This is a genomic window from Pseudomonas citronellolis (genome assembly GCF_029335315.1).
GTDB classification, from domain to species: domain Bacteria; phylum Pseudomonadota; class Gammaproteobacteria; order Pseudomonadales; family Pseudomonadaceae; genus Pseudomonas; species Pseudomonas citronellolis_A.
In genome coordinates, this window is record NZ_JARJLT010000235.1 from 1 (window position 1) to 16,611 (window position 16,611).

Consider the following 16,611-nt stretch of genomic DNA (forward strand, 5'->3'; position numbering starts at 1 on the left):
GCCAGCGCCGCCGGCGGCGACTGGAGCCTGGAAGTACGCCACGGCGACATCGACAAGAGCATCGCCCTGGCCGCCAGTACCCTCGACAGTTTCCAGGGCCTGCTGGCCGACGCCGCGCCCACGGTGAGCATCAGCATTCCCGACAGCGACGTGCTGATCGGCGACCAGCTGACCTTCACCGTCAACCTCTCCAACACCTCCACCCAGGTCGGCTACGCGCCCTACGTCGACCTGTTCCTGCCGGCCACCGGCAAGGACGGCGACGACGGCATCAGCTTCGTCAGCGCCACCTATCTCGGGCAGGCGGTGAAGAGTTTCGTCATCACCTTCGACGCCAACGGCAACGCCACCCACCCGCTGGCCAAGGATTCCAGCGGCAACCCGCTGGTGATCACCGCCGCCAGCGTCGGCATGCGCGCCGGCGACCAGATGGTGGTGCTGCAGGTGCCCTTCGCCAGCCTGTCCCAGGGCCAGCCGACCATCTCCCTGCAGATCACCGCGCACCTGAGCAACCTCGCCGACACCAGCCTCACCGGCGGCAACCCGGACCTGACCATCAGCGCCCGTGGCGGCTTCGAGTACGGCAACGACTCGCTGAACAACCCCACGGTCGACCCCAGCCTGGTGGAAGCCACCCTGCACCCGCTGCTGATCCACCCCACCCTGGTCGACCTCACCCAGAGCCTGGACATGACCGAGGGCGAGACCGCCACCGGGCCGAACTTCACGCACAACCAGACCGTCACCGTCACCCCGGCCAACGGCCAGACCCTGCACAACGTGGTGGTCACCCAGAGCGTGCCCGGTGACGTCCAGGTCACCGCCATCACGCCCGGCGCCGGCGGCACCGTCACCTCGATCACCCTGCGCGACGGCACCGTGCTGACCAACCCGCTGCTGATCGCTTCGGCCATCGCCAACGACAATCTGTTCATCACCTCGTACAGCATCACCTACGCGACCTTGAGCGCGCCGACCAGCTCCGTGGTGACCTTCTATGTGCCCGAGGTGGGCGCCGACGGCGACGCCGTGCTCGACCCCACCAGCGGCGCCCCCACCACCATCACCTTCGGCCCGCCCAGTGCCACCGGCCAATGGACACCACTGGACCCGCGCGACCTGACGCCACCGGACACCGAGGTGGACTTCAGCGGCACCGGCGATGGCGCCGGCGGCTCCTTCGTCGCCAAGTCCATCACCCTGCAGAAGCAGGCCGTGCTGCAGACCGACGTCGGCAGCACCGGCCTGAGCCCGGGCGACACCCTGCGCTACGTGCTCAACGTGGCGCTGTCGGACTATTTCGCCTTCGGCGAGAACCTGCTCCAGGAAGGCCAGTTCAAGATCGTCGACACCCTGGCCGACGGGCAGACCCTCAGCGGCCCGCTGACCATGACCGTCAGCCAGAACGGCGTCAGCGGCACCATCAACCTGATCTACACCAGCAACCGCGACGCCACCACCGGCATCACCACCCTGACCATCGACATCGGCGAGTCGCTGCGCCAGTCCTCGGAGCTGTTCGGCGCGCTGTTCGGCGACCTGGCCTTCGACACCAGCCAGACCGCCGCCACCACCGCGGTCATCAGCTATAACGCGGTGATCAGCCAGGCCTACACCCAGAGCTACCCGCAGAGCGAGATCAACGAGGGCGACAGCCTCGGCAACAACGCTACCGTGACCGCCAGCGTGTTGCTCGACGCCATCAACATCGGCGGCACCCAGAGCGACGGCTCCAGCACCACCAGCACCATTCCCACCAGCCAGGTGGACATCGACATCATCCAGGTCAACGGCGGTACGCCGCCGGCCTCCGGCGAACTGCGCCCCGGCGACGAGGTGACTTTCCAGCTGTCCTACGACCTGGTCACCGGCGACTACGAGAACTTCAAGCTCACCGCCTACCTGCCCTTGCCGCTGCTGGACGTCAGCGCGCTCGGCACCCTGACCAAGGGCGATGACGTCAACCAGTGGAACTTCGGCAGCGGCGACAGCGACATCACGCGCCCGGTCACGGTGACCGTGGGCGCCGGCAACTCCATCGTGTTCGACTTCGGCGACTACCAGATCAACCAGATCGCCGGCGGCCGCATCGTCGTCACCTTCACCCTGCGCGTCGGCGACCAGCCGTTCGCCGACCAGCGCCCGCTGGACATCCTGGCGCAATCCAGCCAGACCACCACCATCACCCAGAGCCCGCTGGTGTCCTCGGACGTCGAGGAAGTGGTGTCGATCGCCGAGCCGGTGCTGGACATCAAGCACGGCGTGGTTTCCAGCAGCAACGGCACGGTCACCGGCACCACCGGCACCTGGACCGCGCCGGGCACCAGCGGCAAGCCGTTCAGCGGCAGCGTCAGCGACCTCGCGGCGGTCAACGGCGACGTCAGCAACATCGATGCCGGCGACACCCTGCGCCTGGCCACCGCCATCGAGAACAGCGGCGGCGGCGGCGCCTTCGACGTGGTCACCAGCATCACCCTGCCCCCGGACCTGACCTTCGTCGGCGGCAGCCTGGCGGCGGCCAACCTGCAGATCTACCGCGGCGACGGCACCCTGCTGCAGCTGAACGTGGACTACAGCGTCTCCGGCAACACCATCACCTTCCTCGACGCCGGCGCCGTCGCCACGCTGCTGCCCGGCCGCGCCGGCACCACCGCCGACAGCAGCGGGCAGAACATCGTCATCATCACCTACGACGTCACCGTCAACAGCGCCGTGGCCGCCAGCCGCAGCCTGCAGACCACGGCGAGCCTGTCCCACTACGCCAGCGTCGAGGGCGGCAGCGACTTCCTCCCCGGCGCCGATCTCACCGAGCTGGCCAACCAGCAAGTGGCCGCCCCGGTGATCAGCAAGGTGTTCGCCGGCGGCAGCCTGAGCGAAGGCGACTCCAGCGCCAGCCACACCACCGGCAGCAACCTGGTGGTCGGCGAAAGCATGCTCTACGACATCGTCGTGAAACTGCCCGAAGGCTCCACCGTCAACCTGAGCATCGACGACCTGATCCCCCCCGGCATGCGCCTGGACACCAGCTTCAACGGCGGCCTGGGCTACCAGTTGATCGTCACCGCCGCCGGCAGCGGCGGCAGCCTCGGCCAGGACTTCGCCGGCAACGTGGTGATCAGCGGCATCAGCGGCGTCGGCGGCACCCTTGGGGTCGACGGGGTGGACGCGCGCTTCGCCTTCAGCGCCTTCAGCACCAGCGCCGACAACAACACCGGCAACAATACCTTCGTCATCCGCGTGCAACTGGTGGTCAGCAACGTCATCGCCAACCAGGCCAACCGCTCGCTGCAGAACAGCGCCAACCTCAGCTACCAGGACCCCGACGGCGACACCCCCAACGGCGCCACCCCGGTCACCCGCCAGGTCGCCCTGAGCGGCGGCGCGCCCACGGTCACGGTGCGCGAGCCGACCCTGCAGGTCACCCAGACCGTCGACACCGTGCCGGAATTCGTCGGTTTCGAGGAAGGCGACGTGGTGGACTTCACCATCACCATCCGCAACGGCAGCGGCGCCAACGACTACTCGGCCTTCGACATCAGCCTGCTGGACACCCTGCCCACCGAGCTGGACGGCGTGACCATCACCGGCGTCATCTACTCCGGCGGCGCCACCAACAACAACGGCGTCGACTTCGTCATCCAGGGTGGCCAACTGGTTACCGCCAGCGGCGCCAACATCGACATTGCCAAGGGCGGCAGCATCGTCCTGCACCTGCGCGGCACGGTGAACGCCAGCGCCGCGGGCGAAGCGGTGTTCAACAACGTCGCCCAGGTGCAGTGGACCAGCCTCGACGGCGCCAACCCCGGCGAGCGCACCGGCGTCGACGGCGTGCTCAATGGCGGCGCCCTCAACGACTACCGGCTGAATTCCATCCTGCCCTTCCCGGTCAGCAACGGCATCCGCATCTCCCACGTCGGCGGCATGCAGGACACCCCGCCGCCGACCAACGGCAGCGGCGTCACCGACACCTCGGGGCTCACCGAGACGGTCGCGGTCGGCGAAGTGATCCGCTACCGCGTGGTGGTGCTGGTGCCCGCCGGCGACAACCCGAACTACCAGATCCGCATCGAACTGGCCGCCGGTCTGCAATTCATTCCGGCGGACCTCAACAAGATCCTCATCGCCCTGGTGTCGAGCAACCTCAACGGACTGTCCAGCGACGCCACCCTGGTCACCAGCGGCAGTGTCTGGATGCAGGGCAACCAGGACAGCGCCGTGGCCCAGGCGCTCAACGCCGACCTCAGCGGCGTGGTCCCAAGCGGCGTGTTCGATGGCGGCCGCGTGACCATCGTCACCAACGCCAACGGCAGCCAGACCGCGACTTTCAACCTGGGCAACCTGACCAACACCGAGACCAACGACAGCGACATCGAAGGCGTGGTCCTCGAATTCAACGTGCGGGTCACCAACGTCGCCACCAACCAGGACGGCGCCAGCCTCAGCCTGCAGGCCTTCGAGCACGTCGGCCAGGCCGGCCAGGACGTCGACCGCGGCAAGAGCGCGATCCTCCTGGAACGCGTGGTGGAACCCAGCTTCACCGGCCTAGACAAGCACGTCATCGACCTGCTGCCCGGGGTCGGCACCACGACCACCACCGTCTCGGTGAGCTTCACCCAGAACGGCGACGTGCCCGCCTACAACGTGCACCTGCAGGACCAGTTCCCCAACGGCAGCAACTACCAGGTGCAAAGCATCCTGATCAACGGCACCGCGCTGAACCTGGCGAGCCTGCCGGCCGGCGTCACGGTCAGCGCCAACGGCGCCATCTCGATCGACTTCGACCGCCTGGCGGTAGGCGACAAGGTGCAGGTGATCTACACCGTCACCGTGCCCAACACCGTGGTGCCGGACAACGCCGCCAGCGCCGCGGTGCTGACCTGGACCAGCCTGCCCAGCAGCTTCGAGACCGGCGGCTGGGGCGGCTCGCTGCCCGGAACCGCGGGCAGCGCCAGCGGCGAGCGCACCGGCCAGGACGGCGGCGCCGGGCTGAACAACTACGTGCTCAGCGAAGGCGCCGGCCTCGGCCTGGTGCAAGGCACGCTGTGGGACGACACCCAGTCCGCCGACAACAGCATCACCCCGGACGGCGCCGGCTTCGCCGGGTTGACCGTACAGCTCACCTGGGCCGGCGCCGACGGCGTGTTCGGCAACGGCGACGACCGGGTGTTCAGCACCCTCACCGACGCCAACGGCCACTACCAGTTCGCCCTGCTGCCAGCCGGCAATTACCTGATCGTGGTGCCGCAGAACTTCCAGGTCAGCGCCAGCAACCGCTTCCACGTGCGCATCGACACCGACACCGGCACCAGCGCCACCGGCCTGGGCAGCGTCAGCGTCGCCCTCGGCGAGGGCGCCAGCGGCACCGCCGACGCCGGCTACGTGCACATCAACGAGGCGCCGATCAACACCATCGCCGGCCAGCACGGCGTGGAAGACACGGTGCTGCACCTGACCGGCCTGGCGGTGGCCGACTCCGACGCCGGCAGCGGCCAGCTCACCATCACCCTGACGGTGCAGCACGGCGTCATCTGGCAGACCGCCAGCGCGCCCGGCCCCACCGATACGCCGCCGGTCGGCGCCAGCGGCACCCTGGTGCTCACCGGCACCCTGCAGCAGCTCAACGTCCTGCTCTCGCAGGTCTATTACAAGGGCAACCAGGACTTCAACACCTTCCGCGACGGCGAAACCCTGACCATCGTCACCAACGACCAGGGCAACTTCGGCGACGCCGACAACGACGGCATCCCCGGGCAGAACCCGCAGGACGCGCTGAGCGACACCGACCAGGTGCAGATCATCGTCGACCCGGTCAACGACCCGCCCATCGCCAATCCCGACATCGCCAGCGCGACCGAGGCCGGCGGCACCAACAACCAGACGCCGGGGGTCAACCCCAGCGGCAACGTGCTGGACAACGATACCGACGTCGACATCGCCACCAACAACGACGTGCTGCGGGTGATCAGCGCCGGGGTCCAGAACGGCACGCAGCTGCCGGTAACCAGCGGCACCATCACCGTCGTCGATGGGCAATACGGCCGTCTGACCATCACCGCCGCCGGCGGCACCACCTACCTGGTCAACAACGACGACCCGCGCGTGCAGGCGCTGCTCGCCAGCAGCACGCCGCTGGTGGAAGTCTTCACCTACACCATCAGCGACCTCGCCGGCGCCACCAGCCAATCGACTATCACCATCACCATCCACGGCGCCAACGACACCCCGGTGGGCGTCGACGACGCGATCGAGGCCCAGGAAGCCGGAGGCGTGCTCAACGGCACCGCCGGCATCGATCCCAGCGGCAACGTGCTGACCAACGACACCGACGTCGACGCCGGCGATAGCAAGACCGTCACGGGCATCCGCGCCCTGCGCGAAGCCGCGGTCGGCTCGCTCACCGAGGTCACCGCCGGCACGCCAGTGGTCATCTCCGGCACCTACGGCACCCTGACCATCAATTCCGACGGCACCTATACCTACGTGGTGGACAACGACAACACCGCGGTGCAACGCCTGGGCGCCAACGACCAGTTGATCGAGTACTTCACCTACCGCGTCACCGACGCCGGCGGCCTCAGCGACCTGGCCGAGATGCGCATCACCATCAAGGGCGCCAACGACAACCCGGTGGCCAGCGACGACCAGGCCGTGGCCCAGGCGGCGGCGACCAACGACCCGACCCTGGAAAGCAACCCCACCGGCAACGTCATCCTCTTCCCCAGCCGCCCGGGTTCGGTGGACCAGCCCGGCGGCAACGGCGTGGACACCGACGTCGACCGCGCCGACCGGCCCAACACCAACCTGCACGTGACCGGCATCAGCTCCGCCACCGAACTCTCCAACCCGGGCATGACGCTGGTGCAGGGTGGCACCACCTCGGCCGACGGCACGGCAATCCTGGCCACCTACGCCGAGCAGAACGGCGCGCCTATCGTCGGCGCCACCAGCGCCTTCGGCACCCTGACCATCGGCGCCGACGGCTCCTTCAAGTTCGACGTCAACAGTGACAACGCCAACATCCAGGGCCTGGGCGCCGGGCAGACCCTGCAGGTGATCTACACCTACGAGATCACCGACACCGAAGGCCTCACCGACCGCGCCCAGCTGGTCATCACCATCCGCGGTGTCAACGACCCGCCAGTGGCGCAGATCGTGGTCGGCACCGCCATCGAGAAAGGCGGCGTGGCCAACCAGCTGCCGGGCGTCGACCCCAGCGGCGACGTCACCGCCACCGCCACCGACCCGGACGGTGACCCGATCAGCGTCGCCTTCGTCGGCACCGGCACCACGCCGGACACCGCGGTCACCGGCCCGACGGTGCTCACCGGGCTGTACGGCACCCTGACCATCAACCTCGACGGCACCTACAACTACGTGCTGGACAACGCCAACCCCACCGTCGAAGGTCTGCGCACCGCCGACGACCGCCTGATCGAAGGTTTCAGCTACCAGGTCACCGACGGCAAGGGCGGCTTCTCCAACGTGTCCTTCCTGTTCATCGTCATCCATGGCCAGAACGACAACCCGGTGGCCCACGACGACGCCGCCTCCGCCGTGGAAGCCGGCGGCATCAACAACAACCAGCCCGGCGTCGACCCCACCGGCAACGTGATCACCGGCACCGGCCCGAGCGACCCCAGCCGCGACACCGACGTCGACGCCGTGGCCAACGGCGAGACCACCACCGTCAGCGCCGTGCGCACCGGCGCGGAAACCGGTAGCGGCACCGCCGGCAGCCTCGGCGTGGAACTGCGCGGCACCTACGGCTGGCTGACCCTGAACGCCGACGGCAGCTACCGCTACCGCCTGGACAACAGCAACGCCGCGGTACAGGCCCTGCTGCCCGGCTCGGCGCCGCTGGTCGACACCTTCACCTACACCATCATCGACACCGCCCTGGCCAGCGACCAGGCCACCCTGCGCATCACCATCACCGGCGCCAACGACACCCCGGTGGCGCAGGACGACACCGCCACCGCCATCGAGGCCGGCGGCCTCGCCAACGGCACCCTGGGCAGCAACCCGAGCGGCAACGTGCTGGGCAACGACAGCGACGTCGACGCCGGCGACGCGCTCAGCGTGGTCAGCGTGCGCCAGGGCCTGGTGACGGGCACCGTGGGCAGCGCCTTCACCGCCACCTATGGCACCCTGACGCTCAACGCCGACGGCAGTTTCAGCTACGTGCTGGACAACGACAACCCGCTGGTCCAGGCCCTGCGTACCGACAGCGACACCCTGACCGAACGTTTCGTCTACACCATCCACGACCTTGCCGGCGCCGCCGCCACGGCCACCCTGACCATCACCATCCACGGCCGCAACGACAACCCGCTGGCGGTGAACGACACCGCCAGCGCCACCGAGGCCGGCGGCACCGCCAACGGCACGGCCGGGGTGAACCCGGTGGGCAACGTGCTGACCAACGACACCGACGTGGACGCCGGCGACAGCAAGACCGTCGACGGCATCCGCACCGGCACCGAGGCGGCCGGCGGCACCTTCACCACGGTCGGCCTGGTGCGGGTGATCAACGGCCAGTACGGCGTCCTGACCATCGCCGCCAACGGCGCCTTCAGCTACCAGGTGAACAACCAGGACGCCCGCGTCGAGGCCCTGAAGAACGGCGAGTCGCTGATCGAAACCTTCAGCTACCGCCTGCACGACACCGCCGGCGCCAGCGACATCGCCCAGCTCACCATCACCATCCATGGCGCCTACGACGCCCCGGTGGCCACCGACGACCTCGACCTGGCGCTGGCCGCCAAGCCGGACATTTCCGCCGGCTTCGACCCCAGCGGCAACGTGCTGGACAACGACACCGACGTCGACGCCAACGACAGCAAGAACGTCAGCGGCATCCGTGCCGGCGAAGAGGCCGCCGGCGGCACCCTGACCACCGTCGGCGCCGGCACCAACAACAGCAACGGCACCATCATCGACGGACTCTACGGCCAGCTGATCATCGGCGCCGACGGCACCTACACCTACCACGTCGACAACAGCAACCCGACCGTCCAGCAACTGGGCCTGCTGGAGTTCCTCAACGACTACTTCACCTACGAGGTGCGCGACGGCGGCAACCTGGTCGACCTGGCGCAGTTGCGCATCGTGGTATTCGGCCTGAACTCGCCGCCGGTGGCCAACCCCGACAGCGGCGAGGCCACCGAGGCCGGCGGGCTGCACAACGCCACGCCGGGCGTCAACCCGAGCGGCAACGTGCTGGACAACGACACCGACCTGGAAAACAACCCCCTGACCGTCACCGAAATCCGCACCGGCACCGACACCAGTACGCCGCCAAACGGGGTGGTCGGCGTTCCACTGCAAGGCCAGTACGGGACCCTGACACTGAACGCGGACGGCACCTGGAACTACCTGGTGGACAACGCCAACCCGGCGGTCGAGGCGCTGCGCACCTCCGGCCAGACACTCTCGGACGTATTCACCTACACCGTCTCGGACATCTGGTTCAGCACCGGCACCACCCAGCTGGTGATCGTCATCAAGGGCGCCAACGACACGCCGATCGCCCAGGACGACGCCGCCATCGCCGTGGAAGCCGGCGGGGTGAACAACGCAACGCCGGGGGTCAACCCGACCGGCAACGTGCTGGACAACGACACCGACGTCGACAGCCTGGCCAACGGCGAGACCCGCCAGGTGCTCACGGTGAGCAGCGAAACCGGCAGTTCGGCCAGCGCCGGCGCCGCGCTGCAGGGCCGCTACGGCACCCTGCTGCTCAACGCCGACGGCAGCTACCGCTACGAGGTGAACAACGCCGACCCGGTGGTGCAGGCCCTGCGCAGCGCCGGCGAGACCCTGCGCGAAGTCTTCACCTACCGCATGCGCGACACCGCCGGCGCCACCTCCGAAGCGCGCCTGTCGGTGACCATCCAGGGTGCCAACGACAATCCGGTGGCGCGTGACGACGGCAGCGTCGCCAGCGACCAGATACTGGCGCCGCAGACCAGCGGCAACGTGCTGCCCAACGACAGCGACGTGGACGGCGGCGACGCCCTCAGCGTGGTCGGCGTGCGCACCGGCGCGGAGAACGCCAGCGGCACCGCCGGCAGCATCGGCCAGGTGCTGGCCGGGCGCTACGGCTTCCTCACCCTCAACGCCGACGGCAGCTACACCTACAGCATCGACCTGACCAACCCCGAGGTGCTCGCCGCCGCCGGTCTCGGCCAGGTACTGCAGGACGTCTTCACCTACACCGTCGCCGACCTCGCCGGGGCCACCGACCAGGCTCAGCTGACCATCACCCTGGACATCTCCTCGCCGTTCATCCCGGCGCCGGCCGGGCCGCACGCCGACCGCGGCGGCGAGAGCGATGACCCCAACCAGCGCATCCCCGACGTGCAGCCGGTGGTCTTCGTGATCCCCGAAGTGCGCCGCGTCGACCGCGACCTGGAAGAGTCGGCCTGGGACGTCGACGGCAACCAGATGCAGTTGTTCGCCACTCCGGAGATCGAGTCCTCCATCGGCGCCGGGCTGGGCCTGGTGCGCGGCCAGTTCGTGTCCCTCGCGGTGGCCGAGAGCCGGCACATGAGCGAGCAGGACTCGGCCTGGATCCAGGGGCGCCACGGGGTGGTCAGCCTGAGCGCCGACGGCCTGCTCAGCGACCCCTCGCTGTGGGCCCCACGCGCCAGCGACATGACCCAGAACGACCGCCCGCAGACCGCCCGCGGCCTGCGCGCGCAATTGCGCGACGCCGCGCAACGCAGGGAGGACGGCCATTGATCGAAGACCGACAGCCAAGACCACGAGCAACTCAAAGGTTCCCTATGCCTGGACATCGCCGACTTATGCCTGGACATCGCCTGAATGCCCTGAGTGCCCTCATCGCCTGCAGCGTGCTGCTGGGCGCCTGCTCCTCCCTCTGGGAATCCAAGCCCTACGACGAACAGGAAATGCGTCAACGGGTCATCGACGACCAGGCGCGCATGTACCGCGAGCAGGAACCGGTCACGGCGCCGATCACCTTCTACGAAGCCGCGGCGCGGGCCCTGAAGTACAACCTCGACTACCGCCTCAAGCTGCTGGAAAGCGCGCTGGCCTCCGACCTGCGCGACGTCACCGCGCACGAGATGCTGCCGCGCCTGGTGGCCTCGGCCGGCTACGCCGGGCGCAACAACGACTCCGGCGGCACCTCCATCGGCATCGAGGACCGCCAGGTCTCCCTGCGCCCGTCCACCTCCGAGGAACGCTACCGCACCCTCGACAGCCTGGGCCTGTCCTGGAGCCTGCTGGACTTCGGCGTGGCCTACTACCGCACGCAGCAGAAGGCCGACCAGATCCTGATGGCCGAGGAACGCCGCGAACGGGTCGCGCAGAACGTCATGCAGGACGTGCGCAACGCCTACTGGCGAGCCCTGGGCGCGCAGCGCCTGCTGCCGGAAGTGGACAACCTGCTGATGCGCACCCACCGCGCGCTGACCGCCGCCCGCGAGGCGGAAAGTCGCGACCTGCTGCCGCGCCAGGACATCCTCGCCTACCAGCGCGCGCTGCTCGACTCGGTATACATGCTCACCGTGCGCCGCCAGGACCTGGAGTTCGCCCGCGCCGAGCTGGCCGCGCTGATGTCGTTGCCGCCGAACTCGAAGATGGTCCTGGCCGACACCGCCGAGCAGCCGTTGCCGCTGGTCAACCCCGACGTCAACAAGCTCGAGCAGCTGTCCCTGCAGCACCGTCCGGAAATCATGGAGGAGTGGTACCGCAAGCGCGTCGACGAGAACGACCTGAAGATCGCCAAGGCCCAGCTGTGGCCCAACGTCAGCGTCAACTACGGCTACCAGTACGACTCCAACAAGTACCTGTACAACAACCACTGGGACGAGACCGGCGTGCAGGTCTCCATCAACCTGCTGCGCCTGCTGCAGTACCCGGCGCTGAAGACCGCCCAGGAAACCCAGGCCAAGACCGACGACATGCGCCGCACGGCGCTGTCCATGGCGATCCTCACCCAGGTCCGGGTCGGCCTGCTGCGCTACCAGCTGGCGCGCCAGGAAGTCGAATTCGCCGACGACAGCCTGCGCGTCGACAAGAGCCTGCTCGACTACGCGCAGAAGGCCCGCAGCGCCGCCCTGGGCACCGAACTGGAACAGATCCGCGCCGAAGGCCGCTACCTGCTCTCGCGCTACCAGCGCGAGGCCGCCTACTCCGACGCCCAGGCCGCCTGGGGCCGGCTGTACAACTCGGTGGGCTTCGCCGTGCTGCCGGACAAGGTCGAGAACTACGACATCGGCACCCTGGCGCGGGAGATCCAGCGCACTCTGGAACAACAAACCGGCAGCAGCCTGCTCACCGCCACCAACCAAGGAACCGTCAATGCCGTACAGCCGTAAGCGGTACCTGCCCTGCCTGCTCCTCGCCCTGCTGCAACCGGCGCTCGCCGTCGAAGACCCGACCGCCGCGCCACCGGCCAACGACGACCCCAACGCCATCCGCGTACTGCTGGTGGCCGACCTGGAAACCACCCTGTCCGCGCAGATGAACGGCACCCTCGGCGAGCTCAAGGCCAGCCTCGGGCAGAAGGTCGCCAAGGGCGCCTTGCTCGCCCAGCTCGAATGCGTGGAACTGCAGGCCCGCGCCAAGGTCGCCGGCGCCGAGCTGAACATGGCGCGGCAGAACCTGGAGGCCAAGCGCAACCTGCGCCAGCTCGACGCCGCCGGCGAACTGGAAGTGGCCATGGCCAGCACCGAGGTGAGCAAGGCCGAGGGCGCCCTCACCCTGGCCCGCGCCCAGGCCGGCTACTGCCAGGTGCAGGCGCCGTTCGCCGGGCGCGTGGCCAAGGTCTATGCCAAGCCGTACCAGACCGTGCAGGCCGGCGCGCCGCTGTTCGACCTGGTCGGCGACGGCCCGCTGAAGGTACGCCTGAACGTGCCCTCCTCGCTGTTGCCGCAACTGCAGGCGGGACAGGCCCTGGACGTGGAGATCCACGAGACCGGCAAGCACTATCCGGCCAAGGTCAGCGCGATCAACGCGCGGGTCGACGCCGTGGCCCAGAGCGTTGAACTGGAGGCGCGCCTGGACGCGGCCTATCCTGAACTGATCGCGGGCATGAGCGGTACCGCGCGGCTTCCCGATGCCCATGAGTGAACGGCCATGAGCGAGATGTTCCCGCCTCCCCAGCTGCTGCTCAGCCTGGCCGGCCTGCGTGACCGCGCCCTGGCCGCCGGCTCGCTGAACGAGCTGGCCTTCTCCATGGCCAACGACCTCTACGCGCTGCTGCGCTTCCACCAGGCGCAGGTCTTCGCCCAGCACGGCGCGCAACTGGAGCTGCTGTGCATCTCCGGCCTGGCGCGGCCCACCGAGGACTCTCCGTACCTGGTCTGGCTGCGTCGCGCCGCGCGCTGGGTCGGCACCCAGGTGGCGGACGCGGCGCCGCGCTGGCTGCCGCGCGAAGGCCTGCAGGTACCGGACGACATCGCCGAAGGCTGGGCCGAATGGTGGCCCAGCGGGCTCTGGGTGATCCCCCTGCACGACCGCCACGGCCAGCGCCTGGGGCTGCTGGTGTTCCTCCTCGACGAAGCCCCGGCGCCCTCGGTGGAAAGCCTGCTGCAGGGCGTGTTCCAGACCTGGGCGCACTGCTGGGCGGCGTTCGGCAAGCCGCGCTCGCTGCGCTTCTGGCGCCCCAGCCGGCGCCAACTGCTGCTCGGCGTCGCGGTGCTGGCGGCGCTGCTGCTGGTGCCGGTGCGGCAGACCGCCCTGGCCCCCGCCGAGGTGGTGTCGCGCAACGCCCAGGTGATCAGCTCGCCGATCGACGGGGTGATCGCGCGCATGCTGGTGCGACCGAACCAGAACGTCGAGGTCGGCACGCCGCTGTTCGCCCTCGACGAAACCACTCTGCGCAGCCGCGCCGAGGTGCTGGCCAAGGAAGTCGCGGTGGCCGACGCCGAACTCATGGCCGCCAGCCAGCGCGCCTTCGACAACCCGCAGAGCAAGGGCGAGCTGGCGGTGCTCGGCGGCACCGCGCGGCAACGCCGCGCCGAACTGGCCGCGGTGCAGGCGCAACTGGCGCGCACCACGGTGCTTGCGCCGCGCGCCGGGGTGGCGGTGTACAGCGACCCCAACGACTGGCTGGGCAAGCCGGTGGTCACCGGCGAGCGCATCCTCCAGGTCGCCGACCCCGGCCAACCGGGCATGCGCATCCAGCTGCCGGTGGCCGACGCCATCGCCCTGGACAGCGGCGCGCCGGTCACCCTGTTCCTCACCGCCTACCCGCTGTCGCCGCTGCACGGGGAAATCCTCGAGACCAGCTACGAAGCCCGCCCCGGCGAGGACGGCGTGGCCTCCTACCGCCTGCTGGCCAGCGTCGAGGGCGCGCCGCAACACGCCCGCCTGGGCCTGCACGGCACCGCCAAGCTCTACGGCGAGCGCGTGCCGCTGGGCTACTACCTGCTGCGCCGGCCGCTGGCCGCCGCCCGCGCCTGGACCGGCTGGTGATGGACGCCGCGGCCGCCGAAGACCTGCCGACCCCGCCGCTGCGCGACGACCTCGACATCGCCGAGGCCGGCACCAACGCCGACGGCGAGCCGGCCTGGGTGATCCACGACAATGTCACCAACCGCTTCTTCCGCATCGGCTGGCTGGAATTCGAGTGCCTGCTGCGCTGGGAACAGACGCCCCGGCGCATCGCCGAGGAGATCGCCGAACAGACCGCGCTCAAGCCCGACGCCGAACAGGTGCTGGGCTTCCGCGCCTTCCTCGAACGCCACCAGCTGGTGCGCCCCGGCCCGCAGGCCCTGGAACGCCTGCGCGCGGCCAGCGAAGGCAGCCAGTGGCTGACCTGGAAATGGTGGCTGCACCACTACCTGTTCTTCCGCATCCCGCTGCTGCACCCGCAGCGCCACCTGCGGCGCCTGGCCGGCGCCCTGGGCTGGCTGTTCCGGCCGCTGACCGGCGCGCTGGTGGCGGGCCTGGGGCTGCTCGGGATCATCCTGGTGGCGCACCAGTGGGACACCTTCCGCCACGACGTGGTGGAATCCTTCTCCACCGAGGGCCTGCTCAGCTTCGCCCTGGCGTTGATGGTGGCCAAGACCCTGCACGAGCTGGGCCACGCCCTGGTGGCCACGCGCCTGGGGCTGAAGGTGGCGCACATGGGCATCGCCTTCGTGGTCATGTGGCCGATGCTCTACACCGACACCGGCGAAAGCTGGAAGCTGCGCAGTTCGCGGCAGCGCCTGGCGATCGCCAGCGCCGGCATCCTCACCGAACTGGGCCTGGCGGGCCTGGCCACCCTCGGCTGGGCGCTGAGCGACCCGGGGCCGCTGCGCAACGCCCTGCTGTACCTGGCGACCACCAGCTGGGCGCTGTCGCTGGCACTGAACGCCAGCCCGTTCATGCGCTTCGACGGCTACTTCATTCTTTCCGACCTGCTCGACTTCCCCAACCTCCACGAGCGCGCCACGGCCCTGGCCAAGGTCACCCTGCGGCGCAACCTGCTGGGGCTCGACGAAGCCTGGCCGGAGGCCTTCCCGACGCGCCAGCGGCGCCTGCTGGTGGCCTTCGCGATGATTACCTGGGTGTACCGCCTGGTGCTGTTCCTCGGCATCGCGGTGACCGTCTACCTGTTCTTCTTCAAACTGCTCGGGGTCTTCCTGTTCGCCGTGGAAATCACCTGGTTCATCGTCCAGCCGATCTGGCGCGAATTGAAGCACTGGTGGCAACAACGCGGCGCGGTGCGCCGTGGTCGCCGCCACCTGTTCCTGATACTCCTGGCGGCCGTCCTGCTGCTGGTGGCGTTGCCCTGGCGCAGCCAGATCCACGCCGTCGGGTTGGCCCGCGCGGAGCACCAGGTGCGCCTCTATGCGCCCTTCCCGGCGCTGCTGCAAGAGGTGCGCAAGAGCGGCCGGGTGCAGGCCGGGCAGACCCTGGTGGTGCTCGACGAACCGGACATCGCCATCCGCCTGGCCGGCAACGAAGCCGGCATGCAGGGCTACCGCGCGCGCCTGGCCGGGCTGCTGGCCGACCCCGGCGGCCTCGGCGAGGAAGCCGCCACCCGCCAGCGCTATGGCGTGCAGTACCAGGAAGCGCGCGCCGCGCGCTCGGAAATCGCCCGGCTGAACCTGCAGGCGCCCTTCGCCGGGCAGTGGCTGGACCTCAACCCGGACTGGCGCGGCGGCCAGTGGATCGGCACCCGCGAACCGCTGGGGGTGCTGATCGACCCGAGCAGCTGGCAGGTCGACGCCTACGTCGGCCCCGACGAAATCCAGCGCCTGAGCGAAGGTAGCGCGGTGCGTTTCTATCCCGAGGGCGTGCCCCGGGCGATCAGCGGCAAGGTCCTGCAGATCGGCACCACCCGCATCAGCCAGCTGGAACAGCCGGCCCTGGCCTCGCGCCACGGCGGCCCGCTGGCGGTGGCCGCGCAGGGCAACGAACTGGTGCCCAGCAGCCCGCAGTTCCACCTGCTGGTGCAGCTCGACGGGCCGCCGCCGAACCTGCGCGAAACCCGTGGCCACCTGCAGATCGAGGGCCAACGCCGCAGTCTGCTGGCCGACGGCCTGATGCACCTGGCGGCGGTGTTCATGCGCGAGAGCGGTTTCTAGCGCGCTCGTCGGCGTCCGACGCCGACGCCGGCGCACTGAGTCCTGCGATCGCGAGCATGGC

Annotated in this window: 5 protein-coding genes; all 5 read left to right on the forward strand. The window is 69.3% G+C overall.

The genetic code is table 11. The features are described 5' to 3' along the window. A partial coding sequence (locus P3W75_RS18215) for a VCBS domain-containing protein (protein WP_276228716.1) occupies nucleotides 1-10,743 on the forward strand: 10,743 nt, incomplete at its 5' end. A gap of 65 nt (nucleotides 10,744-10,808) precedes the next feature. Further along, nucleotides 10,809-12,347 carry a TolC family protein gene (locus tag P3W75_RS18220; RefSeq protein ID WP_276228717.1) on the forward strand — a complete coding sequence of 513 codons (1,539 nt, stop codon included), beginning with the start codon at nucleotides 10,809-10,811 and terminating at the stop codon, nucleotides 12,345-12,347. Further along, nucleotides 12,331-13,101 carry an efflux RND transporter periplasmic adaptor subunit gene (locus tag P3W75_RS18225; protein WP_276228718.1) on the forward strand — a complete coding sequence of 257 codons (771 nt, stop codon included), beginning with the start codon at nucleotides 12,331-12,333 and terminating at the stop codon, nucleotides 13,099-13,101. Before P3W75_RS18220 ends, P3W75_RS18225 begins: the two co-directional genes overlap by 17 nt. Nucleotides 13,102-13,107: 6 nt before the next feature. Then, nucleotides 13,108-14,448 carry an efflux RND transporter periplasmic adaptor subunit gene (locus P3W75_RS18230; RefSeq protein WP_276228719.1) on the forward strand — a complete coding sequence of 447 codons (1,341 nt, stop codon included), beginning with the start codon at nucleotides 13,108-13,110 and terminating at the stop codon, nucleotides 14,446-14,448. Beyond that, nucleotides 14,448-16,550 carry an HlyD family efflux transporter periplasmic adaptor subunit gene (locus tag P3W75_RS18235; protein WP_276228720.1) on the forward strand — a complete coding sequence of 701 codons (2,103 nt, stop codon included), beginning with the start codon at nucleotides 14,448-14,450 and terminating at the stop codon, nucleotides 16,548-16,550. Before P3W75_RS18230 ends, P3W75_RS18235 begins: the two co-directional genes overlap by 1 nt. The last annotated feature ends 61 nt before the right edge of the window (nucleotides 16,551-16,611 follow it).